18 protein-coding genes are annotated in these 21078 nt (G+C 50.3%); 9 read left to right on the forward strand and 9 right to left on the reverse strand.

The genetic code is table 11. The annotated features are described in order from the left end of the window. Positions 1-136 precede the first annotated feature (136 nt). Complete coding sequence (locus ACFX4O_RS11395; protein ID WP_131409147.1) at positions 137-934, forward strand: AraC family transcriptional regulator; 798 nt, start codon at positions 137-139, stop codon at positions 932-934. Positions 935-981: 47 nt separating this feature from the next. On the opposite strand, the gene ACFX4O_RS11400 is transcribed toward ACFX4O_RS11395, so the two are convergent. From ACFX4O_RS11400 to ACFX4O_RS11415, 4 genes are all read right to left on the reverse strand, one after another. Next, positions 982-2193, reverse strand: a complete 1212-nt coding sequence (locus ACFX4O_RS11400) for an MFS transporter (protein ID WP_380208799.1) — start codon at positions 2191-2193, stop codon at positions 982-984. Positions 2194-2474: 281 nt separating this feature from the next. After that, the gene (locus ACFX4O_RS11405; protein WP_131409151.1) at positions 2475-2867 is read right to left on the reverse strand and encodes a diacylglycerol kinase; all 393 of its coding nucleotides are present in this window, start codon (positions 2865-2867) and stop codon (positions 2475-2477) included. Positions 2868-2976: 109 nt separating this feature from the next. Beyond that, complete coding sequence (locus ACFX4O_RS11410) at positions 2977-4209, reverse strand: sensor histidine kinase (RefSeq protein ID WP_380208802.1); 1233 nt, start codon at positions 4207-4209, stop codon at positions 2977-2979. A 23-nt stretch (positions 4210-4232) separates the two neighbouring features. After that, positions 4233-4928 carry a response regulator transcription factor gene (locus ACFX4O_RS11415; RefSeq protein ID WP_131409155.1) on the reverse strand — a complete coding sequence of 232 codons (696 nt, stop codon included), beginning with the start codon at positions 4926-4928 and terminating at the stop codon, positions 4233-4235. A 99-nt stretch (positions 4929-5027) separates the two neighbouring features. On the opposite strand from ACFX4O_RS11415, the gene ACFX4O_RS11420 reads away from it, so the two are divergent. The 3 genes from ACFX4O_RS11420 to ACFX4O_RS11430 all read left to right on the forward strand — a co-directional run bounded on the left by ACFX4O_RS11420 (position 5028) and on the right by ACFX4O_RS11430 (position 8399). Then, positions 5028-6683: a phosphoethanolamine transferase gene (locus tag ACFX4O_RS11420; protein WP_380208804.1), complete on the forward strand. Its 1656-nt coding sequence runs from the start codon at positions 5028-5030 to the stop codon at positions 6681-6683. Positions 6684-6880: 197 nt separating this feature from the next. Next, on the forward strand, positions 6881-7228 hold the full coding sequence (gene yajD / locus ACFX4O_RS11425) for an HNH nuclease YajD (protein WP_013365700.1): 348 nt from the start codon (positions 6881-6883) through the stop codon (positions 7226-7228). Between the two features lie 136 nt (positions 7229-7364). After that, entirely contained in the window at positions 7365-8399 is a 1035-nt protein-coding gene (locus ACFX4O_RS11430; RefSeq protein ID WP_380208807.1) for a S66 peptidase family protein, read from the forward strand. Positions 8400-8493: 94 nt separating this feature from the next. Here ACFX4O_RS11430 and ACFX4O_RS11435 read toward each other — a convergent pair whose 3' ends face one another. Together ACFX4O_RS11435 and cspA are read right to left on the reverse strand one after the other, a co-directional pair. Further along, on the reverse strand, positions 8494-10407 hold the full coding sequence (locus ACFX4O_RS11435; protein ID WP_380208809.1) for a methyl-accepting chemotaxis protein: 1914 nt from the start codon (positions 10405-10407) through the stop codon (positions 8494-8496). Between the two features lie 648 nt (positions 10408-11055). Further along, a complete protein-coding gene (gene cspA, locus ACFX4O_RS11440) occupies positions 11056-11268 on the reverse strand; it encodes an RNA chaperone/antiterminator CspA (protein WP_086874224.1) in 213 nt (70 codons plus the stop codon). A gap of 770 nt (positions 11269-12038) precedes the next feature. Here cspA and ACFX4O_RS11445 point away from each other — a divergent pair. Genes ACFX4O_RS11445 through ACFX4O_RS11455 form a run of 3 tightly spaced genes read left to right on the forward strand, consistent with a single transcriptional unit; the run spans position 12039 to position 13023 of the window. Next, complete coding sequence (locus tag ACFX4O_RS11445) at positions 12039-12521, forward strand: RES family NAD+ phosphorylase (RefSeq protein ID WP_380208811.1); 483 nt, start codon at positions 12039-12041, stop codon at positions 12519-12521. A gap of 8 nt (positions 12522-12529) precedes the next feature. Next, the gene (locus tag ACFX4O_RS11450) at positions 12530-12712 is read left to right on the forward strand and encodes a hypothetical protein (protein ID WP_380208813.1); all 183 of its coding nucleotides are present in this window, start codon (positions 12530-12532) and stop codon (positions 12710-12712) included. A gap of 20 nt (positions 12713-12732) precedes the next feature. Then, positions 12733-13023 carry a hypothetical protein gene (locus ACFX4O_RS11455; RefSeq protein ID WP_380208815.1) on the forward strand — a complete coding sequence of 97 codons (291 nt, stop codon included), beginning with the start codon at positions 12733-12735 and terminating at the stop codon, positions 13021-13023. A 57-nt stretch (positions 13024-13080) separates the two neighbouring features. Here the strand turns inward: ACFX4O_RS11455 and ACFX4O_RS11460 are convergent, their stop codons facing one another. Both ACFX4O_RS11460 and ACFX4O_RS11465 read right to left on the reverse strand, forming a co-directional pair. After that, positions 13081-16194 carry a multidrug efflux RND transporter permease subunit gene (locus ACFX4O_RS11460; RefSeq protein WP_380208817.1) on the reverse strand — a complete coding sequence of 1038 codons (3114 nt, stop codon included), beginning with the start codon at positions 16192-16194 and terminating at the stop codon, positions 13081-13083. Positions 16195-16231: 37 nt separating this feature from the next. Further along, entirely contained in the window at positions 16232-17155 is a 924-nt protein-coding gene (locus ACFX4O_RS11465; protein ID WP_380208819.1) for an ABC transporter six-transmembrane domain-containing protein, read from the reverse strand. A 1114-nt stretch (positions 17156-18269) separates the two neighbouring features. Here ACFX4O_RS11465 and ACFX4O_RS11470 point away from each other — a divergent pair. Then, entirely contained in the window at positions 18270-18974 is a 705-nt protein-coding gene (locus ACFX4O_RS11470) for a response regulator (RefSeq protein ID WP_380208821.1), read from the forward strand. Beyond that, positions 18971-20044, forward strand: coding sequence for an ATP-binding protein (locus ACFX4O_RS11475; protein WP_380208823.1), 1074 nt, complete (start codon positions 18971-18973; stop codon positions 20042-20044). Before ACFX4O_RS11470 ends, ACFX4O_RS11475 begins: the two co-directional genes overlap by 4 nt. Here the strand turns inward: ACFX4O_RS11475 and ACFX4O_RS11480 are convergent, their stop codons facing one another. Next, complete coding sequence (locus ACFX4O_RS11480; protein ID WP_380208825.1) at positions 20045-20977, reverse strand: ATP-grasp fold amidoligase family protein; 933 nt, start codon at positions 20975-20977, stop codon at positions 20045-20047. Between the last annotated feature and the right edge of the window lie 101 nt (positions 20978-21078).

Below are 21078 nucleotides of genomic sequence, written 5' to 3' on the forward strand. Positions count from 1 at the left end.
TTATCGCTCAGGCAGGTGGCTGGTAAATTGTTCACAACGGGTGAAATATATCTATGACCCGTTCATTATTCAGGAAACCCGTTCTGCCTGCGCTGTGCTATCAAGACAAACTTCATCGAATAGAGGTCAGGTTGTTATGTGCTCTAAGCTTGTGTTACCGCCTCGTCAGCCCATTAGCGGCCAGCCCGCGCCGGTGCTGATGGCCTTGCCTCGCCCGGTGTACTTTCGCAGTTACCCTTTACGGGGCGACACGGGTGTCGACATGCACGAGCATCCTTTCGCGGAGTTTCTCTATGCGCGCGAGGGAAGTATGCGGGTGGAAATCGAAGGGAAAACGCTGGTGGTGCCGGTGCTCTATGGTGTCTGGATCCCGGCTCGTGTGCCTCACCGTCTTCTTGCCGGCAGCGACGTATTGCTGGAAAGCCTGTATGTGGAGGCCGATTTTGCCACTATCCCCTTTAGCGGCAGCAAGGTGGTGGTGGTGAGTGATTTTGTGCGTGAGTATATTCACTACGCCACGCAAAACGTGCCGGAAAAGTATGATGATGCAGGCGATGACGCCCAACTGGTGCAGGTGCTGATTTCCCTGCTCAGACGCTTGCCCGACGCCGGCTTATCGGTCTCCTGGCCAGTATCACCGTTGCTGATAAAAGTATGCAGCCAGATCCAGAAAACGCCCGGCGACGCGCACAGCATTGAACAGTGGGCCTCCTGTAGCGGTATGTCGGTGCGCACGTTTTCACGCCGTTTCAAAAAGGAGACTGGCGTGGCGTTTAGCGAATGGAAAAAACGGGTGCGTTTGCTGGAATCGGTGGTGATGTTAAAAAACAAGCGCAGCGTGACGCAGGTGGCACTTGAGCTTGGCTATTCAAGCCCGGCGTCATTTACCTTTGCGTTTCGCGCCATGTTCGGCGTGCCGCCAACGCGCTATTAATTTGAAATCGGCGTGCCGCGCTTTTTCAGCCGCGCCCGGGCGCGGCGTCAATCATACTGCCGCGCTGTGCGATCGGCAGAAAAAAGACGGCGTAGCCACCAGGTAAGAAGCGCCAGCAGGGCTATTGCGCCAAGCACGGCAAACGCCACGCCGTAGGAGTATTTTGCCGCAATTGTTCCCGCCATCGCCGGGCTGAATGCGGCCCCGACACCTTGTAACAGCATAATAAAGCTCTGCCCGGCATTGGTGTGCCCGCTGCCTTCCAGCAATTTGACGATATAACCGGGTACCGCGACGCCCAGCAGCCCTGCGGCTACGCCATCTAATATCTGAACCGGGATCATAAAAAGCGGTCCGGCCGAGACGCAAGCAAGCGCCGCGCGCAGCGGCAAAACCATTAACGCTGCCGTAATCAACAGCGGGTAACCATATTTTCCCGCCCTGGCAGCGGCGAATAAGGCGACGGGAATCATCACCAGCTGTGAAATAATGACAGTCGCCGCCGCATAAACACTGGCGCTCATTTCCCCGCCTGGCGCGGCGGCCACCCGCATACTGAGCATCGGCAATAGCGCAGCGTTAGCCAGATGAAACAGCATCAGCGTCACGCCGGTGGCGATGAGGGCGGGATGAGTAATAATCGCGGAGAGGCGAGGGACTGCCGCCGGATCTTCGTCGCGACTGAGACCTCGCGCGGCGCGGTTATCAATATCGTTATTGCGGATAGCAAAAACCGCTAGCGTTGCGCAGATTGCCATACCGGTCATCAGAATAAAGACGGCATCGGTGCCCAGGTACAACACCAGAATGGCTGCCAATATTGCGGCGCTCATATTTCCGCCATGGTTAAACGCCTCGTTCCTGCCCATTTGATGGTTAAACCCTGACGAGCCGGTTAAGCCAAGCGTAATGCCCATTAACAGGGGCGCAATAAAGGCGGCGGATACACCGGTGACAAATTGCGAGAAACCGACAACAAAAAGAGTCGGATATGCCCAGAGCAACAGCGTGGCGGTGGTGATCAGCAAGCAGCAAACGACGAGTAATCCTCGTTTATGGCGTGATGCATCAGCAACCAACCCGGAAGGCATTGTCGCCACCAGGCCCGCCAGACCACCGGCTGTCATCATCCAGCCAATGTTGTCGGCTTTCCACTGCTGTTCAGTGAGAAATATCCCCAAAAAAGGGCCAAGCCCGTCCCTTACATCCGCCATGAAAAAGTTCACTAAGCAGAGTGCCTGCAGCGATCGTAACGGCATTGAGCCCCTTCTTATGAGCATGGTTGAGTGTTCCTGAATAATGGGTTGTTGCGCATCCTGAACGTGTTTTGTTATCTGTTTCAGCGAGTGGGAGACAAAAAAATATGCCTTATTGAAGGCCCGTGAGAAGGGATAATAATCGGGTTTTACGTCAATCGTGTGATACATAAATGTAACATTCTGTCGTGCTGACGCGGGCTGGTGAAAGGCTGTCTTACTTAAAAGCGTAGAGAGTCTGCATCATCATCCGGGCGGCTGATGATGCAGACGGTGTTTAACATCTATCCCAACAAAATCGCGCCCCACACGACAGCTACCATCAGCAGCGCCGTGGTTTGGGCTGCACTGCCCATATCTTTGGCGTTTTTAGAAAGCGGGTGGCGCTCCAGTGAGATGCGATCGACCACCGCTTCGATGGCAGAATTTAGCAGCTCCACTAACAGGCTGATAAAGCAGACGGCCAGCAGCAGTGCGCGCTCAACCCCGCTGACGTTAACAACGAAAGCCGTCACCATCAGTACACTATGTAAAACAAGAAGTTGGCGGAAGGCCGCCTCGCCATGCACGGCGGTAAGAAAACCGTCGCGTGAATAAATCAGCGTACTGAAGATCCGCGAGATTCCGGTCTTGCCATGGGAATATTTGCCTGTTTCGCTGGGGCCTGACGATTGCATTTGCATCTCCTGAAGAAAGATTTGAGCGCGCAGTATGCGAAAAGAGTTGTCAGGAAATTGTCAAAACCGTATCGAAAACAGAAACGTATTGGTAAACAGCCGTGACGGGTTAGCGCGTGCGCTGCATATCCAGCGTAAAGCGGCAGCCTTGATCTGAGCTTTCGACCGTCATGCGCCAGCCAAGATGCTCCACAATGCGTTGCACAATCGATAAGCCAAGCCCCTCGCCATGTTGCTGCGTGCCGGACTGAAAGCGCTGAAAATGGTGCGGATCGATACTCGACGGCAGGCCTGGGCCGGTATCAGAAAGGGTCAGGGTTGCGCCATGCAACGCCAAACGTATCTCTCCCGCCGTGGTGTACTGGCAAGCATTGCGCAGCAGGTTCCAGAAAACGCTGCGCGCCAGCTCAGCATTGGTCTGTAAGTGGATTTGCTCCGCGGCGTCCAGTATCAGCGCGACGGGCTTTTTTGCCAGCCAGGGCTGGCAGCGCGCAATGCACTCTCCAAGCAAAGGACGAAGCGCGACCTCGCTGCGCGGCAGGGTTTGCGGATCGCGCGAAAGCAGCAACAGACAGGTCAACTGGCGTTGCATTTCCTGAGTGGTGCGCACGATCCGCTCCGCACCAGGCACCAGATGGCTGTCGGCAGGTAACTGGTGCACGATGGTTTCCGCCGCTCCGCTAATGATCGCCAGCGGTGTGCGCAATTCATGACTGGCATCGCCGACAAAGCAGCGCTCACGCTGGAGAAAGCGCTCCAGTTCATCGCTGTGTTGGGCAAACGCGCGCGCCAGCACGCCGATTTCATCACTCGCGTCCTGGAAAGGTAACGGTTTTTGATTGTGCTCGACGGCATTAGCCAGCTGTGTGATGGGAACCGTAACGCGAGCCGATGTTAAACGGCCAATCCAGAAGGCGCCAAGCACACACAACAGAATGATAAGCGGCGCGAAGCCGTCAATTATCCACTCCAGCCAGGCGTAATGTTGGCCATCCTGTAGCAGGTAGTAGCGTTGTTGGTGCTGCTCAAATACCAGCAAGTGTCGGTCGGCAGGTTCCTCCAGACGGTGGTAGCCCGGTGTGTACTGGCGTAACACATCAGGCGCGGTTTGTGCGTTATAGAGCTGGCTGTCTTCAGGCAGGGTGGGGAGGATGCCGTTGGCAATCTCCTCTTCCAGCCGGGGCGCTTCATCGTGCAGGCTTTCTGACATCACCCAGGCGCGGAGTTCGTCGTAGTCGAGTTGCTCAGCCACGACCACAAACGCCATAACTGCCACCATCAGCAGTACAAACGAAATGGTAATGCGCGTATTGAGCGTCATCTGCTGGTAAAGGGATTTCATGGTGGATGTTCTGCCCCTGGTGATTATTCTGCGCAAGCCTCTCCGGGCTTATGCAGGCGTAAACCGATGCCATGTACCGTTTCTATCAGCGCAGATGTGAAGTTTTTGTCAATTCGCTGGCGCAAGTCATGAATATGTGTGCGCAATGCGCCGCTTTCCGGTGGCTCGTCGCCCCAGAGCAGGTACTCCATCTCCTGCTTTTTGACGACAGCGGGTGCTGCGCGCATCAAACTCAGCAGCAATTTATGGGTGGTGGGCGTCAGGTTAATGGTCTGGCCTTGCCGCCATGCTTGCGGTGCGCGGGTATCTACCAGCAGATCTTCCCAACTTAATGTGCCTTGCACCTGCCGCCCCTGGGCGCGGCGCACCAGCGCCTGGATACGTGCATCCAGCTCTTTGAGTGAAAAGGGTTTTACCAGGTAATCGTCCGCGCCCAGCGCAAAGCCCTGTACGCGGTCATCAACCGGATCGCGCGCGGTCAGCATCAGCACCGGTACCGGGTTTTGATATTCACGGCGAAGTTTGCTGCATAGCGTCATACCGTCCAGGCGCGGCAGCATCAGATCCAACAGGATGGCATCGTAGTCATTCTGCGTGGCCATACGCAGACCGGTGGCACCATCACGCGCGTCATCCAGCACGTAGCCCAGCGGCTCAAAGAATTCGTACAGGTTGGCCACCAACTCAGGGTTATCTTCGATAATGAGCAGGCGAGTCATAGAAAACCGGCATTGGGAAAAAGGAGCCGGCTACCTTAACAACTTCCTGACACTGGGGCGTTGATACTGCGCACATTTCTAACCCATTGAGAATTGCGCATGTTTCAACGTCTGTCCTCGTTTCGGTTCAACCCGGTGCAACTGACCTGGGTCGCCGCTCTGTTCTTTACCACCTTTGGCAATATTGCGCTGTGGCAAACGCTGTGGTCCAAAGTTGAGATCACTAGTCTGCACAATTTGCTATTTTTCATCAGCTTGCCGGTTTTCCTGTTCAGCTTTCTTAACGTGCTGCTGACACCGATAATGATTTTGCCGTACTTGCGCAAGCCCCTGCTGGTGGCGTTGGTCGTTATTAGCGCCAGTTGCAGTTATTTTATGCTTCGCTACAACGTGCTGATCGATCGCAGCATGGTACAGAATTTCTTTGAAACCAATCAGGCTGAACTCACCTCGTACCTTTCTGTTCCGCTGGTGCTTACCCTGCTTTTTCTCGGGGTGCTGCCTGCGGCGGTGATGGTGTTGCTGCCCGGCAAAAAAATCGGCCGTCCCTTACAAAACCTGTTCTGGTGGCTATGCCATATTGTGGTGACGTTAACCCTTTTTGCCGCTGTGATCCTCGCCTTCTACAAGGATTACGCTTCACTACTGCGCAACAATATGCAGTTAAAAGACCAGGTGCTGCCGTTTAACGTTGTCCGCAATACCAACGGCTACCTGAAACGTAAATACAGCGTGAAGTCGCAGCCGTTACGAACTGTGGCTGAAGATGCAACGCGTACGGCGACGGGCGAGCGGTCAAAGCTGGTGATTGTTGTGGTCGGGGAAACCGCGCGGGCGCAGAACTTCCAGCTTAATGGTTATGCTCGCCCGACCAACCCAACGCTGTCACAGCGCGAGGACATCATCAGTTTCAAACATGTCTCATCCTGTGGCACGGCGACGGCCATTTCGCTGCCGTGCATGTTTTCGCGCATGACCCGTTCGCAATACAACGACGTGCGTGCCGCGACGGAAGAGAACCTGCTCGACATTCTGCAACGCACCGGCATCCATATCCTGTGGCGTAACAATAATAATGGCGGCTGCAAAGGTATCTGCGAGCGCGTGCCGACGGATGATATGCCCGCGCAGAACATTGCCGATCTCTGCGTTAATAAAGATGGCACCTGTTATGACGAGGTGCTGTTGCATCAGCTTACTGCGCGCATTGATGCAATGGCGGGGGACGCATTAATTGTGCTGCACCAAATTGGCAGCCATGGGCCAACGTACTTTGAACGTTACCCGATAGAGGCCAAAATCTTCAGTCCTACTTGTGATAGCAATCAGATTGAGAAGTGCAGTAACGAGGCGCTAACCAATACTTACGACAATACGCTGGTCTACACCGATCGGATGCTGAGTAAAACCATTGCGGTATTGCAGGGCTATTCCGCACAGCGCGACGTGGCGATGATTTACGTTTCCGACCACGGCGAGTCTTTGGGCGAGCGGGGGATGTACCTGCACGGTACGCCGTACATTATTGCACCTGAGCAGCAAACACATGTCCCGCTGGTGATGTGGCTTTCGCCCGCGTTGGCACAGCATTCAGGACTCAGTCTTTCCTGTCTGCGCAGCAATGCGGATAGCAACAGCTATAGCCATGACAATCTCTATCACTCGATTCTCGGGCTGTTCACTGTGCAAAGCAGTGTTTATCAACCCGGACTGGATATGTTTGCCGGGTGTCGAACCGCCATGCAGTCGAAATAGAGCGGTTGCCAGCGCGCATTCGCCTAAGCGACGTAAAACTGCCTGCGTAATGCGTGCGCGTGTATCTGTTTGAAAATCAGGCTCTCTGCGGTGCTTTGCCAGCAACGTCACCGCAGCGGGTTACGCCAGTGCGTCTCTTTCTGCTCTATTTTGGGATATAGTAGAAAATTATCTTTTTATATCAGGTGGCACTGGCAATGGCTTTGATCCCAAAAAACTACGCGCGGCTGGAAAGCGGTTATCGTGAGAAAGCACTTAAAATTTATCCGTGGGTGTGTGGACGCTGTTCACGGGAGTTTGTTTATTCGAATTTACGTGAATTAACGGTTCACCATATCGATCACGACCATACCAATAACCCGGAAGATGGCAGCAACTGGGAGTTGTTATGTCTGTTTTGTCATGACCACGAACACTCGAAGTACACGGAAGCCGATCAGTACGGGACTACCGTGGTGGCGGGGGAAGACGCGCAAAAAGATGTCGGAGCAGCAACCTATAACCCGTTTGCCGATTTAAAATCGATGCTGAATAAGAAGAAGTAACGCCAGCAACGTTTGCTTCAGCCCGCAAAAATCAGTGCTGTGCCGGTAAATAACATGTCGTCAGGCGTTGCTGCAAGTAAGACGGCTAAACAGGCTTTGCCCGCAAGCTGGCAGGTAAGTACAGACAAGGATCCCAATGATTAACTTCATAAAGCCTCTTCTGGCACCGCCTCTTCAGGTCGGAGACACCATTGGTTTTTTCTCATCATCAGCGCCGGTAACAACCACGGCGCCAAATCGTTTTAACCGTGGAAAACGATTCCTCGAGGAGAAAGGGTTTCGTCTTAAAGCCGGTCAACTGACCGGGAAGTCTGATTTCTATCGCTCCGGCACGATTGCTGAGCGAGCGCATGAGTTCAATGCGCTTATCCGCGATCCGCAAGTCCGCTGTGTGATGTCGACAATAGGGGGGAATAATAGTAACGCCTTGCTACCTTTTGTTGATTATGATGCCCTGAGAGCAGACCCTAAAATAATTATTGGTTATTCAGATACCACCGCTTTGCTTGCCGGAATTTATGCGCAAACAGGATTAATTACCTTTTATGGCCCGGCATTGGTTGCTTCATTCGGTGAATTTCCGCCTCTGGTTAACGCTACATATCACGCTTTTATTGAAATACTTTGCGGACAGAATAACGGTCACCACGACTATGTTTTGCCGGAAAAATGGACTGATGAACGGCTTAACTGGGATGATATAGAACCAGTACGTTCTAAAACACTTTATGCTAATAACTGTCGGTTTATCGGGCAGGGATTACAAAAAGGGCGAGTTATTGGCGGCAATCTTAATACGTTATCAGGTATCTGGGGCAGCGAATGGATGCCTGAAATACGATCCGGTGACATTCTGTTTATTGAAGATAGCTTAAAAGACATTGCAACTGTTGAACGTTCATTTGCCATGCTGAAACTTAATGGTGTGTTTAAAAAAGTTTGTGCGATTCTGCTTGGCAAACATGAGTTGTTTGATAACGCGGGAAGCGGGCGGACGCCTTACGATGTATTACGTGAAGTATTAGATGATGAAATCGTTCCGATCGTTGATGGTTTCGATTGTTGTCACACGCATCCGATGCTGACATTGCCCCTTGGTGCAACACTCGCCATTGATTTTGACAATCAAAAGGTCTCCATCGTCGAACCCTATCTGTCAGACATGAAATAGGCAGCCACTGTAAGCCGCCACCTGTTTATGATAAACGCCCTGTGCCGCTATCCGTGCCCTCTTCATCAGGAGGGCACGTTGGATAGGGTTAATGTCAGAACGATTCCCAGTCAGCACTGTGACCTGTCGAGGTTGCTGGTTTCAGATCCGCCTTGCGGTGATTCGCCGCTAATGTGTGTTTTGGCTTAGCAGTGCCAGATTGCAGTTTGAACACGGAAACCAGTTGCGTAAGCTGTTCAGCCTGCTGTTCCAGTGATAAGGAAGCCGCAGACGACTCCTGAACCAGCGCGGCGTTCTGTTGTGTCGTTGAATCCAGCTCGGTGACTGCTTTACCAATTTGATCGATACCTCTGCTTTGCTCTTCCGAAGCGCTTGAGATTTCATTCATGATGCCACTCACATTCGTGACAGATGAGACAATCTGCTCCATGGTCGTCCCGGCTTTATTGGCCATTTCTGAACCCGTCACCACACGCTGCACGGACTCTTTTATCAGACCTTCGATCTCTTTAGCGGCCTGGGCACTGCGCTGCGCCAGGCTTCTCACTTCTCCGGCTACTACGGCGAAACCGCGACCCTGTTCACCTGCACGTGCCGCCTCAACGGCCGCGTTAAGCGCAAGGATATTGGTCTGGAAAGAGATACCATTTATTACGCTGATAATATCCGTGATCTTATTTGAGCTTTCGGTGATCGTTTCCATTGTGCTGACGACATCCCAGACAATTTTCCCACCCGAGCGCGCATGTTCTGCCGCCATCCCGGCGAGCTGGCTGGCTTCGCGCGCATTATCGGCATTGCGCTTAACCGTCGAGGTCAACTCTTCCATACTGGCTGCCGTTTCAACTACCGCGGCAGACTGCTCTTCTGTGCGGGAAGCCAGATCAATATTGCCAGCTGAAATGTCTGAGGAGGCATTGGCAACATGCACGACCGACTCTTTTATTTGGGTGATCATTTCACGAAGTTTATCGTTCATCACGCCCATCGCCAGCGTCAGACGGCCCAGTTCATCTTTCGATTGAGGCTCAATGGTTGCGGTCAGGTCGCCTTCGGCAATACGTTCTGCCAGTGTCAGATTGTGTTTGATCTGGCGAGTCATCTGCCGCGTAAGCAGCCAGGCGACCAGTAATCCTGTCAGCACAGCACAGAGGGCGACCACGCCCATAATTATCATTACCCTCTGAATGATATCGATATTTTTCTGTGTCTGGCTGACAACCAAATCCGAGGTAACGGTATTAATTTTCTCTGCCACAGCGGTCAATTCTGTCGCCGCCTTCTGAGATTCTTTCAATGCAGCCGCATACGCCACGACATTTCCCTGCATTGCGTTGAGGAATGCCTGCGCCATCTCTTTGTCTTCAGCAGTAAATGTCACGTTTTCTGAATGGAGGGTTTTTGTGGCGTCATCAAATTGGCGGGCAAAAATATCCATGCCCCGCTTACCGGCGGATGACTGGATTTCATACGCCGTTACCCAAATGTTATGCAGGAGATTAAGGAGTGATATCTCACTCTTTGATGTGTTTTCCTGCTGTTCGAGGCGAGTATTGAACTGATCAAGCAGGGTTTTCAGATCGGAGGAGGTCAGTTGCTGTGACTGCTCAAGGGTCACTTTTTCCAGCTTAACGAAAGTGTCACGCTGGTTTGCATAATCAGGAATCGTGCTGCGTAGTTCATCAAACAACACGCGGGCATCGTTGTCCCAGGTGAAGTCCAGGCCAGTAATCGCTTTCTGGTCCATTTTTTCAATGGCGGCTTTGTTCGCCTCAAGGGATTTTTCATCGTGGTTTAATTGGTACGTCAAACGGTTACGTCGTGCGGTATTCAGTTCGGTACTGATTTCATTGATTAATTTTCCTTTTAGTGCGTGGTCGCGGATATTGCTTGATTGCTGAATGCTGATAAGTGAGGACAGAACAATAATAATTATCAAAACTGCAAATCCACCAAACAGCTTGGCAGCGACAGGCAGGTTTTTTATTGACGGTAACAGCTTTGGCATAGAGGTATCCTCAATAATAATTCTTAATATTCAAAAGACGGTTTCATTTTCACTTCTTATCAGGTTGCAGGTGTCTTCACTTCTTAAGAGGACGCTGGAGAGATGGCTTATCAAATTACTTATCGACAATTGCCGCATTTTTTTTAATGAAAAAAGAAAAAAATTACAGATGGGGGATATATTTTAAATAAATGAAGAACATTGCGTTATGGATGTGAGGGGATAAGTGCGTGCTTATTCTATTACCGTGGTAATCATGATCCGGCAAATATTTTTGATCTCCACTTGCCCGCATGATGGAATATATTATATGCGTTGCCATTCTCACAGTAGGGATTGTGAAATTGCCGATCAGCCAGGCATCTAATTAGTGCACTATGCTCTTTGGCGATAGCAAAAAATTATAGTCGGTGGGGTTTCAATACATATTGCCCTGATGGGATATTTCTTAATGCCGCTTTTCTGGTGCCCCTGGCCTGCCAAAACTGGAGTGGGCTACCCGTGTTTTCCAGCAATGTTGTCAATGGAGCCGAAACGAAGGCAATAAAAAACCCGCACCAGGCGGGTTTATTTTATTATCAGTCGCGCTTAACTGCTCAGGCGGGTGCCTTCATCGCGTTTGTAAGCATCGCTGATAATTAGCGCGGCTTACAGCGCTGTAACGTTGCCAGCTGCAGGGCCTTTAGCGCCACTTTCGATGGTGAAGGAAACTTTCTGACCTTCATCCAGTGTTTTGTAGTTGTCGCTCTGGATTGCAGAGAAGTGTACAAACACATCTTTGCTGCCGTCGTCCGGAGTGATAAAGCCAAAACCTTTATCAGAGTTGAACCATTTTACTAAACCAGTCATTTTATTAGACATAGATATTTCCTTAATTAACGAGCCACTAAGCGCGGCGATAATGGCCTGTAATGATAGAGTGACTTATTTGGCACTTAGGAGGAGGCTCATGAAGAAGGGTATCTTTGGATAACTCTTGAACTGAGGACTGCTTTACTAAAACTGCTTTCATAAGGTCTGTATTCCAAACCGATGACGCTATTAAGACATAGCAAAATGGGTTTGGCAACCTTTATGTTTTTTTATTTTAACCAGTTACACACCCGGATGGCTGAATGTCTGTCAGTTTGGCTTGTCTGTAGGTACTTTCTTAAGCCTGTTATTTCGCAGAGTTTGAGCAAAACTGCGTTCCCCATTGCGCTTAGCGAAGTACAACAAAAAGGCCACCTCAAGGTGGCCCTGCTCGTCATTTCCTCGGTTTACCGGCGTCCGAGCGTTTCTCACGAACCCTTCCGTCATTGTTGCGATCGCGAGGTTGTTTGCCACCACCAGGTTTAGGTACGACTACGTCTGGATTAAGTGGTCTTCTGTCAGCCATGTTTCCGTCCCCAAAGAATGGCAAAAGTGCCACCAACCGTGATACGCCTCGCTTGTTTGCCTGGCAACGCGGATCAGACTACATATTGAGCAGCATCAAGTTTATCCTTTGCGCAGGAAGAGGCGTGCTGTACGCAGGCCAAATTTGACGCCATGCACATCCCGGTCATTCTGGCCGGGACTCACAAGAAGAGTATGGTCGTGGTCAGCTACTGTAGGATATTCAAGTCCGCAGAAACGATTTTAGGGGTTTTATGGATCTGACCAATTATCTCACAGATGTCGATGGGGTTTTCTACCGGGCAATTGACCCGGCTTACCGGAACGTTGCTTTATCCGGCTCCAGGGGGCCAGGCCGCTATTCAAACAGCAATCAACCGACGCTCTATCTGAGCTCATCGCCTGCAGGCGTAGAGGCAGCTATGCGTTCCCATCGTGGCAACAGGCGCGTTAGCCTTGAAATTGTTGAAGTCAGGGTCATTGCGAATAAAATTTTTGATCTCAGGAATGCAGATGCCGTGCTGGCTGCGGGCATTAACCTTCACGATGCGATTGCGCCATGGCAGGAAATGGTAAAGGAGGGCGGTGTTCCTCCCTCATGGGCTGTGCGTAATCGTCTGGAATCACTTGGGGTAAACGGTTTAATTGACCCGTCTCGTAAAGCGCCTGGGCTCTGGCACTTGGTGCTTTTTTCCTGGAATAACAACAGCCAATCTCATGTGAAGATGATTGAATAAAAACCGACATGATGGCAGAGCAACAGGTACTGCTGCCGGGTAAAGTGCGTGACGACCAGACTAAACGCCCGTCACGAAGCCGCTTTTGGCAATTACGTCGCGGTGTTGTCTGGCAATTTTCCTTTCGTGCGAAACTCGTTCACATTCCCTTCTTGTTGGTGGGCTATCTTCCCTCTGGTGACGTTTTTTAACCACAAACGCGGAGAACAGCATGAGAAGATTAACGAAGACATTCATTGCCACTGCCTTTATGGTCTGTACCTTTCCTGTTATTGCTGCAACAGACGGGGATGTAAAACCACCGCCTTTACAAAGAGATAGCCCGCCCATGATGGGGCCTGCACCTCTTGTGTATGGCGTCGTTCAGCAAACCACCACGCCGGTCGATGCGTTAAACACTGTGGTTAAAAATCTTCCGGCGCTGGAAACTGGGAAGCGTTATGAAGTCCGGCTGGAGGTGAGGGAACTGGCACCCGCGCCGCCTGTTCCCCCGGCACCATAACCCACGCGTGTTTAGCCCCTTACTGGGGCTTTTAAACAAGCACTTACTGGATTCTGTTTATACGTTACTCTTTCGTCCCTTTAACAAGCTCAAACGCCTGTCAAAAAATGCTGTTACCGCGATAAAAAATACCGGCACGAAGAACACCGCGAACAACGTGCCGCTGATCATGCCCCCGAAAACCCCTATGCCAATCGCATTCTGCGTGCTGGCGCTGGCTCCGCTGGCGAGTATCAGAGGAACAACGCCCAGCGTGAATGCAAGCGAGGTCATCAAAATCGGACGAAGCCGTTGTCTGGCCGCCAGTAACGTTGCTTCCAGCGTGCTCATGCCCTGGCCGCGTAGCTGACGGGCAAATTCGACAATCAAAATGGCGTTTTTGGCTGAAAGACCAATCAGAGTAATCAACCCAACTTTGAAAAATACATCGTTAGTCATATTCGCGGCGCTAACGGCAATAAGCGCGCCGATAAGCCCCAACGGTACGGCCAGTATCACAGAAAATGGAATTGACCAGCTTTCATAAAGCGCCGCCAGCACCAAAAATACCACCAGCACAGAAAGCATGATTAACCCCGGCAACTGGGAAGCTGAGGCCTTTTCCTGCAATGAACTGCCAGCCCACTCACCGGTAAACCCTGGCGGTAATGCCTTTGCCAACTGCTCCATGGTTTTCATCGCATCACCACTGGCGTGGCCCTGAGCGGCGCTACCGGTGATGCGGATAGCCGGATATCCTTGATAACGATTGAGTTGCTGGGGTGCCTGCCGCCATGACGAGGTAACAACAGCAGAAAGCGGCACCATTTCCCCCTGTCTGTTTTTTACGGATATTTTTAACAGTGTTTCAGGCTGCATTCTGTAGGCCGCATCGGCCTGCACAATCACCTGCTGGACACGGCCAGCATTGGTGTAGTCATTGACATAGTTTGAACCCGAGGTTACAGAAATGGCCTGATTGATCTCTTCAAACGATACACCTAACGCTTCCGCTTTTTCCCGGTCAATATTCAGGGAAATAGAAGCGCCCTCGGGTAATCCGTCGATGTACACGTCCGAAAGGTTTGCACTCTTGTTTGCCTGTAAAACCAGCTTGTCTGCGACCTGTTTCAGCGCCTGATACCCTTTACCCGCACGGTCTTCAACATAAAATGTGAACCCGGAAGAGGTGCCCATATCGGAGATGGCTGGTGGTAGCAGACTCATGGTTACCGCGTCGGGTACGGATTGCATTTTCGACTGGATGAGATCGGCTTCATCCTGGGCTGCAATGCCCTTGCGAGATGGCCAGTCTTTTAATGTCGTAAAGGCCAGCGCGGAGTTTTGTCCCGAGCCAGAAAAACCGAAACCTAAGATCATAATATTGCTTTCAATGGCTTGCCGGGCTGCGACCTCATCTTCATAGCGTTTCACCACCGCGAGAGTGCGCTGCATGGTGGCTTCGGAAGGGAGCTGAATGGAGGACATAAAATATCCCTGATCCTCTTCGGGTAAAAAAGAGGACGGCAGCGTGATTAACCCCATCAGCAGGGCCGCACACAGCGCGGTATAGAGCAGCATCATTCGCCCGGTTCGCTTTACGACATACCCCAAACCCGACGCATAACGTGAAGACAACGTATGAAAATGACGGTTAAACCCGGCGGCGAATTTGCCCGGTGAAGACTTTTTATGCGGTTTCAACAAAGAGGCGCAGAGCGCGGGCGTGAGCGTTAAGGCTAAAAAAGCGGAGAGCAGGATGGATACCGCCATGGAAACCGTGAACTGGCGGTAAATCACCCCGACCGAACCACTGGCAAAGGCCATCGGGATAAACACGGCGGTGAGCACCAGCGTGATGCCAATAATCGCCGGTGTGATTTCCTGCATCGCTTCACGGGTCGCATCGCGTGAAGAAAGGCCTTTTTCTGCCATCAGCCGCTCAACATTCTCGACGACGACGATCGCGTCATCGACGATGATGCCAATCGCTAACACCATGCCAAACATGGTCAGAATGTTGATTGAATACCCGCTTAATAGCATCACGGTAAATGTCCCGAGAAGCGCCACCGGAACAACAATGGTCGGGATAAGCGTGCACCGAATGTTGTGCAGAAAAATCAGCATTACCAGAAAAACCAGCACCATTGCTTCGGCTAACGTTTGTACCACTTTCATGATCGACACTTTGACAAAAGGGGCGGTGTCGAACGGAACGGTAAACCCCATTCCCTGTGGAAGCGCTGTGCTCAGTTCGTCCAGCCGCTGGTGAATTCCGGCGGCGGTGCTAATCGCATTCGCGCCTGGCGAAAGCTGAATCGCTGCTGCCGTCGCCGGAACGCCATTTTCCCGGATGCCGTAGGTGTAACTCTGTAACCCTGATTCCACGCGCGCAATATCGCCGAGCGTCAGACGCGCGCCGTCCGTGGTCGCTTTGAGCGTGATATTTTTAAATTCCTCAACCGAGGTGAGTTGCCCTTTAACGGTTAATGGATAAGTGACGTCCTGCCCTGGCAGCGCCGGTTCGTCTCCCGATCTTCCGGGTGATACCAGCACATTCTGTTGGCTAATCGCGCTGGTTACGTCACTGGCTGAAAGCTGGTAATGGTGCATTTTTACCGGGTCAAGCCAGATGCGCATGGCTTTTTCACCCCCGAATAACTGAACCTTACCCACACCCGGCACGCGGCGAAGCTCATCGCTAACATTTCGGGCGAAATAATCACTCAGATCCGCTTCCTGATAGGCTCCCGTGATGGATTTCAGACCGACCATCATCAGAAAACCAGACTCGGCCGCTTCAACGCTGACACCGTTTTGTCTCACCGCTTGTGGCAGGCGCGGTTCCACCGTTTTGATTTTATTTTGCAAATCCATCTGGGCGAGTTTGCTGTCCGTTCCGGGTTTAAAGGTCACCGTGATAGACGCCATCCCTGTCGTGTCGCTGGTGGACTCGAAATAGAGCAAATTGTCCACACCCGAGATTTCTCGCTCGAGGAGTGAAACCACGGACGTATTCATCATGTCTGGCGTCGCGCCAGGAAAAGTGACCGAAATAATAATACTCGGTGGGGCGACCGCCGGGTATTGCGCGACCGGAAGATGCGGTATGGATAAACCTCCACTTAATATAATGAACAGTGCAACAACCCAGGCAAATATAGGCCGGTCAATAAAAAACTGTGGCATGAATTAATTTCCGAACATTAAGGCGAGATAATTAAAATCAAGATTTCTGTTGCGGTGATAATGTCCCGCTATCGACATCATCGGTCTTGACGCGTTTACCAATGTCTTTAAGTTGTGAAAACTTCTCAAGAAGCTGCGGTGCATCATCAAGGCTGGTGGCAAACATCCACATGTACGTCATTACCGAATAAATATGCCCGGCATTCACACCCTGGGTTGTTGTCATCAAGATAATGGTCAAGGTAAATAGCAGGGCGATCAGGGCACCGATTGCAAGGTATCCCAGTGCTTCACGATCGGAAAGGCAGATACGCAAACGGGCGAGGGATGAATAATGACGATTAAGCGAAAGCGTGGAGGCTTTGTGAACATAGTCCACTTCCTTCTCCAGCCGGTTATTCAGTCGGTTAAACAGCAACTCATTTTTGCGCGTGTAACCCTTGAGAAAGCACGACAGAATAATGACGATAACCACACACATCACCCCGGCGTGAAACTCAATAATGAGCAGCATAATGGCGGCGCCGAAAAGGGAAATAATCGAGGTCATCAGCATCGGCAGATGCATCTCAAAAAAATCAACGAATTCACGGGATAACACTACTCGTGCGGCGATGGTTGAATGATTAAGCTGATATTTACGCTGAGCAATAATAACCGATACGGCCAGACCAGCATAAATGCGCGCAAACGTACGCGTATCGATACTGCGCCGGGTTGCGCCGAGGACCCAGATAAAAAGAATCATTAATCCATAAAGTGCTGCCGTGAGGGCATCTCCCGCCAGAATCGAGTTGATAGCGATGCCCGCCAGCACGGGATACAATAAATAAGTCACATTTTCCGCAATAACCAGGAAAAACGTAATAGAGAGTTTTTTCCAGTTTTTTACGGCCAGGTGTTTTAATGTCCTTTTCACATTTTCAGTAGAGGACGGTGGGTTTTTATTTATCGACGTCATTATAAAAAATTATCTGCCCGGTATGGATGAAGAATCCTGGCTTACCTTTATGCTTAATCATCGATGTGCTTTCATTACGAGCCGATTAAGATATGCGCCTGGATTACACTGCGTTTATGCAGTCTATCGTTTTGATGTTTACGTAGAATGAATGTTTTATGGAGGCAATATGGAGTCGGTTAATTTCCCTGAGATGTAAATTGGCCGGTTTTTCTGGCGGCCTGTCACTATTCCCATCGCCAAAGCTCACCGCTTCATATTCAACGAGATTCAGAGGATCCTCAATAACAGATACATAGGTGTGACACCGAGGAAAATAATCAAAAAACACTCATAGTAAAAGCTGAAGTCATAAATGTCCGGAAGCCTAAGTAAGAGAATGTTAAAAATCAGAATAAGATGAAAAAAAATGATCACCAAAAAGAGTGTTACGATAGCCAGTTCTTTCAGTACGCCGGCTTTTTCTTGTATCAAAAACAATAAAAAAGAAGCGATTAACATGGCATAGATAAACGGCGATGAAAGTAGCGTCGCGCCTACTTTTTCCTCAACGTTGTGCATCAAAATAAGCCATAGATAGAACATTCCCCATAACCATAAAGAAAATATCATCAATGAACTGATTTTTTCAACGGTGAGTTTCCGTAAGTGTTTCATTGCTACTTCTACTCCGAGAGAGGGCTTTGCCGGTAATACAATGACACCACACGATCTATTTTACCGTGTTAGTGAATGTCATCTTTTTTCCGGTAGCGCGTTATTTTATATGGCTTACTTTCTATTGTTATCCAGGACTGTGGAAAATTGATTACCCGAGTGTGGAGCGAGTGTGTATGTCTGCCTGGTAAATATTCGCTTGCGGATGTTGCTGTCAGACATTGAGGAAAAATGAGACGCCAACGATTTTAAGTGGATGCAACTTTCGCTGCACAAGCAGGTCTCATGTTCGCTGATGACTTGCGCGTCTGCTGGCAGGCTTCAGAAACAGCTTAGAAAAACGGCATTTGCATGAGTACATTAACCGAACCGGATGTGAATACGACAGCACCGGTGTTTGCTTCAGCGCAAGCCAGGTCACACAATGCCTGCAATATCAGTAGTGAGTGGAGAAATCATGAACGATAACTATCTTATTCTTGTTGCTGAAGACGATGATGAAATAGCGGATATTCTGACCAGTTATATTCAGCGTTCAGGAATGCGCACCCTGCGCGCGGCGGACGGTGAGCAGGCAATAGATACCTGCCGGCTGAAAAAGCCCGATTTGGTGTTATTGGATATACAACTGCCCGTGTTCGATGGCTGGGCTGTCCTTTCCACACTGAGAAAAGAGAGCAATATTCCGGTCATCATGGTCACGGCACTGGACCAGGACATCGACAAACTGATGGGGCTGCGGCTTGGTGCGGATGATTATGTCGTTAAACCTTTTAACCCTACAGAGGTTGTTGCGCGTATCGAAGCCGTGCTGCGCAGGGCAAAAGCCAGTCACGAACAACTCTACAATAAGCCTATCCGGACATCCTGTTTAACGGTTTATCCAGAAGACTTTTATGTGGAGATCAATGGTTGTGGCGACGTTATCTCTCCCTTGCTCACAACGACAGAATTCAAACTGCTGGCCTACCTGGCGCGTAACCCGCGCAAAGTCTGCTCGCGTGAAGAGTTGCTCAATGCCTGCCTGCCAGAAGGCGATACGCTTGACCGCACGGTTGACAGTCATATGAGTAAGCTGCGCAAAAAGCTGGAAAACTGCGGGTTAAAAGGAGTTCCGGAAAGTATTCGTGGCATGGGTTACCGATTAGGTGAAAACAAATGAACAGAGGTCATCCGTTAAGCCGCCAGGTACTGGCGTTTATGATCTTGCTGACGCTGACGGTTATTGCTGTCTCTGTTATTGGCTCCTATCTGTTTTATACCTTCGTCATTTATTACATTCCCGGCGGGGCAATGGCCGGGAATGAGGATCAGATGACCTATCTTGACTGGTTATGGATCCTGATTGCCTCTTTAATAAGCTTATCCCTCTCGCTTTTTTTTACCGTAAAGCTGTCGGCAAGAATTTTGACCCCGCTAAGCTCTGTGGCGACCAGCCTGCGCAGGATAGCCCAGGGTGATCTGGGTGCGCGGGCGTTTTGCGCCAGCTCGCATCTGGGCGAACTTAATAATCTTGTCAACGATTTCAATGAGATGGCTGAAAAACTACAGACGATGGATGCACAGCGTAAATCCTGGAATGCCGCCATTGCCCATGAGCTTCGCACGCCGGTTACCATTCTACGAGGCCGCTTACAGGGGCTGGTTGATGGCGTGTTCGAGCCAAATCCGACCTTGTTTAATAATCTTCTTAAGCAAACAGAGGGTTTATCCAGCCTGATAGAAGATCTTCGGGTGGTGAGTTCATCCGGCGGTGCCGAATTTACGTTAACGCTTGTGGATGTTGATTTGCAGGAGATCATTCAGAGCGCGGTGGATTCCTTTGCGCTGGAATTTAAACGCAGCCATTTTACCATCGCGACCGAATTACATCCCCAGCAATGTCAGTGCGATCCGCTGCGGATTATTCAGTGCCTGACTGTCCTTTTCGATAACGCGATAAAATACGCCACCTCTAAAAGCATGATGGTCAGCCACGGCGCCAATGAACAAGAGAACTTTATTGTCGTTGAAGATAGGGGGCCAGGGATCCCAGAAGAATTTCACAAATTTATGTTTCACCCTTTTCAGCGCGGCGCCAGCGCAAGGGACACCAATCCGGGTGGCTGTGGGTTGGGATTATCGGTGTTGAAAGCCATCATGCTTGCTCATCAGGGCGATGTAACCTACGCGTTAACCGATGAGGGCCATTCCATTTTTAAACTCTCATGGCCCTTACGGAAAAAACACTGATCACGCTTTCTGCGTGCGCAACGGCTGGTTGCTTTGTATCGCGGTCATTTTCCACATCTCACCCAGCCGGGTATCCCACTCTGGCGGTGAGATTTCCAACTTGCCGCGCCGGGGACTGAGGGTGATTTCACTGAAATAAATCACATCGCGCTGGAGCATAAGATCAATTCGACAATAATCGATCCCGGTGGATAGCTCCTGCGCAGCGGTTATCGCCTTATGCAATAATTCCGGTTCGGGGATCGCTCCGGGAGTATTGGGATATTCCATCTGAAAGGGCTGCAATTGCCAGCAGCGATTGTAGACATTAATGAAACCATTACCGGAATCATCGGTAACATCTGCTTCGATAAAACCCGCGATGCCATGAAAACAATGTATCCTCAGCATTTCAGGTGTTCGGCTTTTGTCTCGTGCTGAAAATAAATCAATGTATTTCTCGCACAATATAACCGGTTTGATGTTTTTATACTGCCATTCACGGGTGGTGTAATACATATTTTTGCGCAGGGCAAAATCAAGCTTCTGTAACGCGCGTGGAATATTGAGTTTATCCTTATCCGTGCATATTACTGCGCTACCGCTATCGTGATTACACTTCAACACAAATTTGTCCGGTAATTGGCTGAAATCGATGCTTTGCACGTTTTTATAGACGCAAAGCAATGTGGGTAACTGTACTCTTTGTGTACGCGCAGAAACGTAATCGCGCACCGCCAGTTTATCTGCCAGTCGCGTGTAAAGGGGGTTATGGTCATGTATCATTCGGTAGCATATTTTCTCGCTTAGCGTCACCGGATTAATCAGATCGGGGGTTCTGCCAGAGAGCCTTTTTAATCTTTTGCTATGAAATTGCTGGTCCTGAACCATACAGGTTAAAAGTTTCCGACCAAGGTACTCGGTGTATTTCATGAAATAAGTAAATTTGTTCATTTTTCCTCCTGCGGACAATGAACATTCTGCAGAGGATTTATTGAGTTATATTGCCGCTAATATGGAGCGACGATGGAGTGGCTATTTGCAAAACATTTTTA

The sequence above is a fragment of the Kosakonia sp. YIM B13571 genome (genome assembly GCF_042788095.1).
Taxonomy (GTDB): domain Bacteria; phylum Pseudomonadota; class Gammaproteobacteria; order Enterobacterales; family Enterobacteriaceae; genus Kosakonia; species Kosakonia quasisacchari.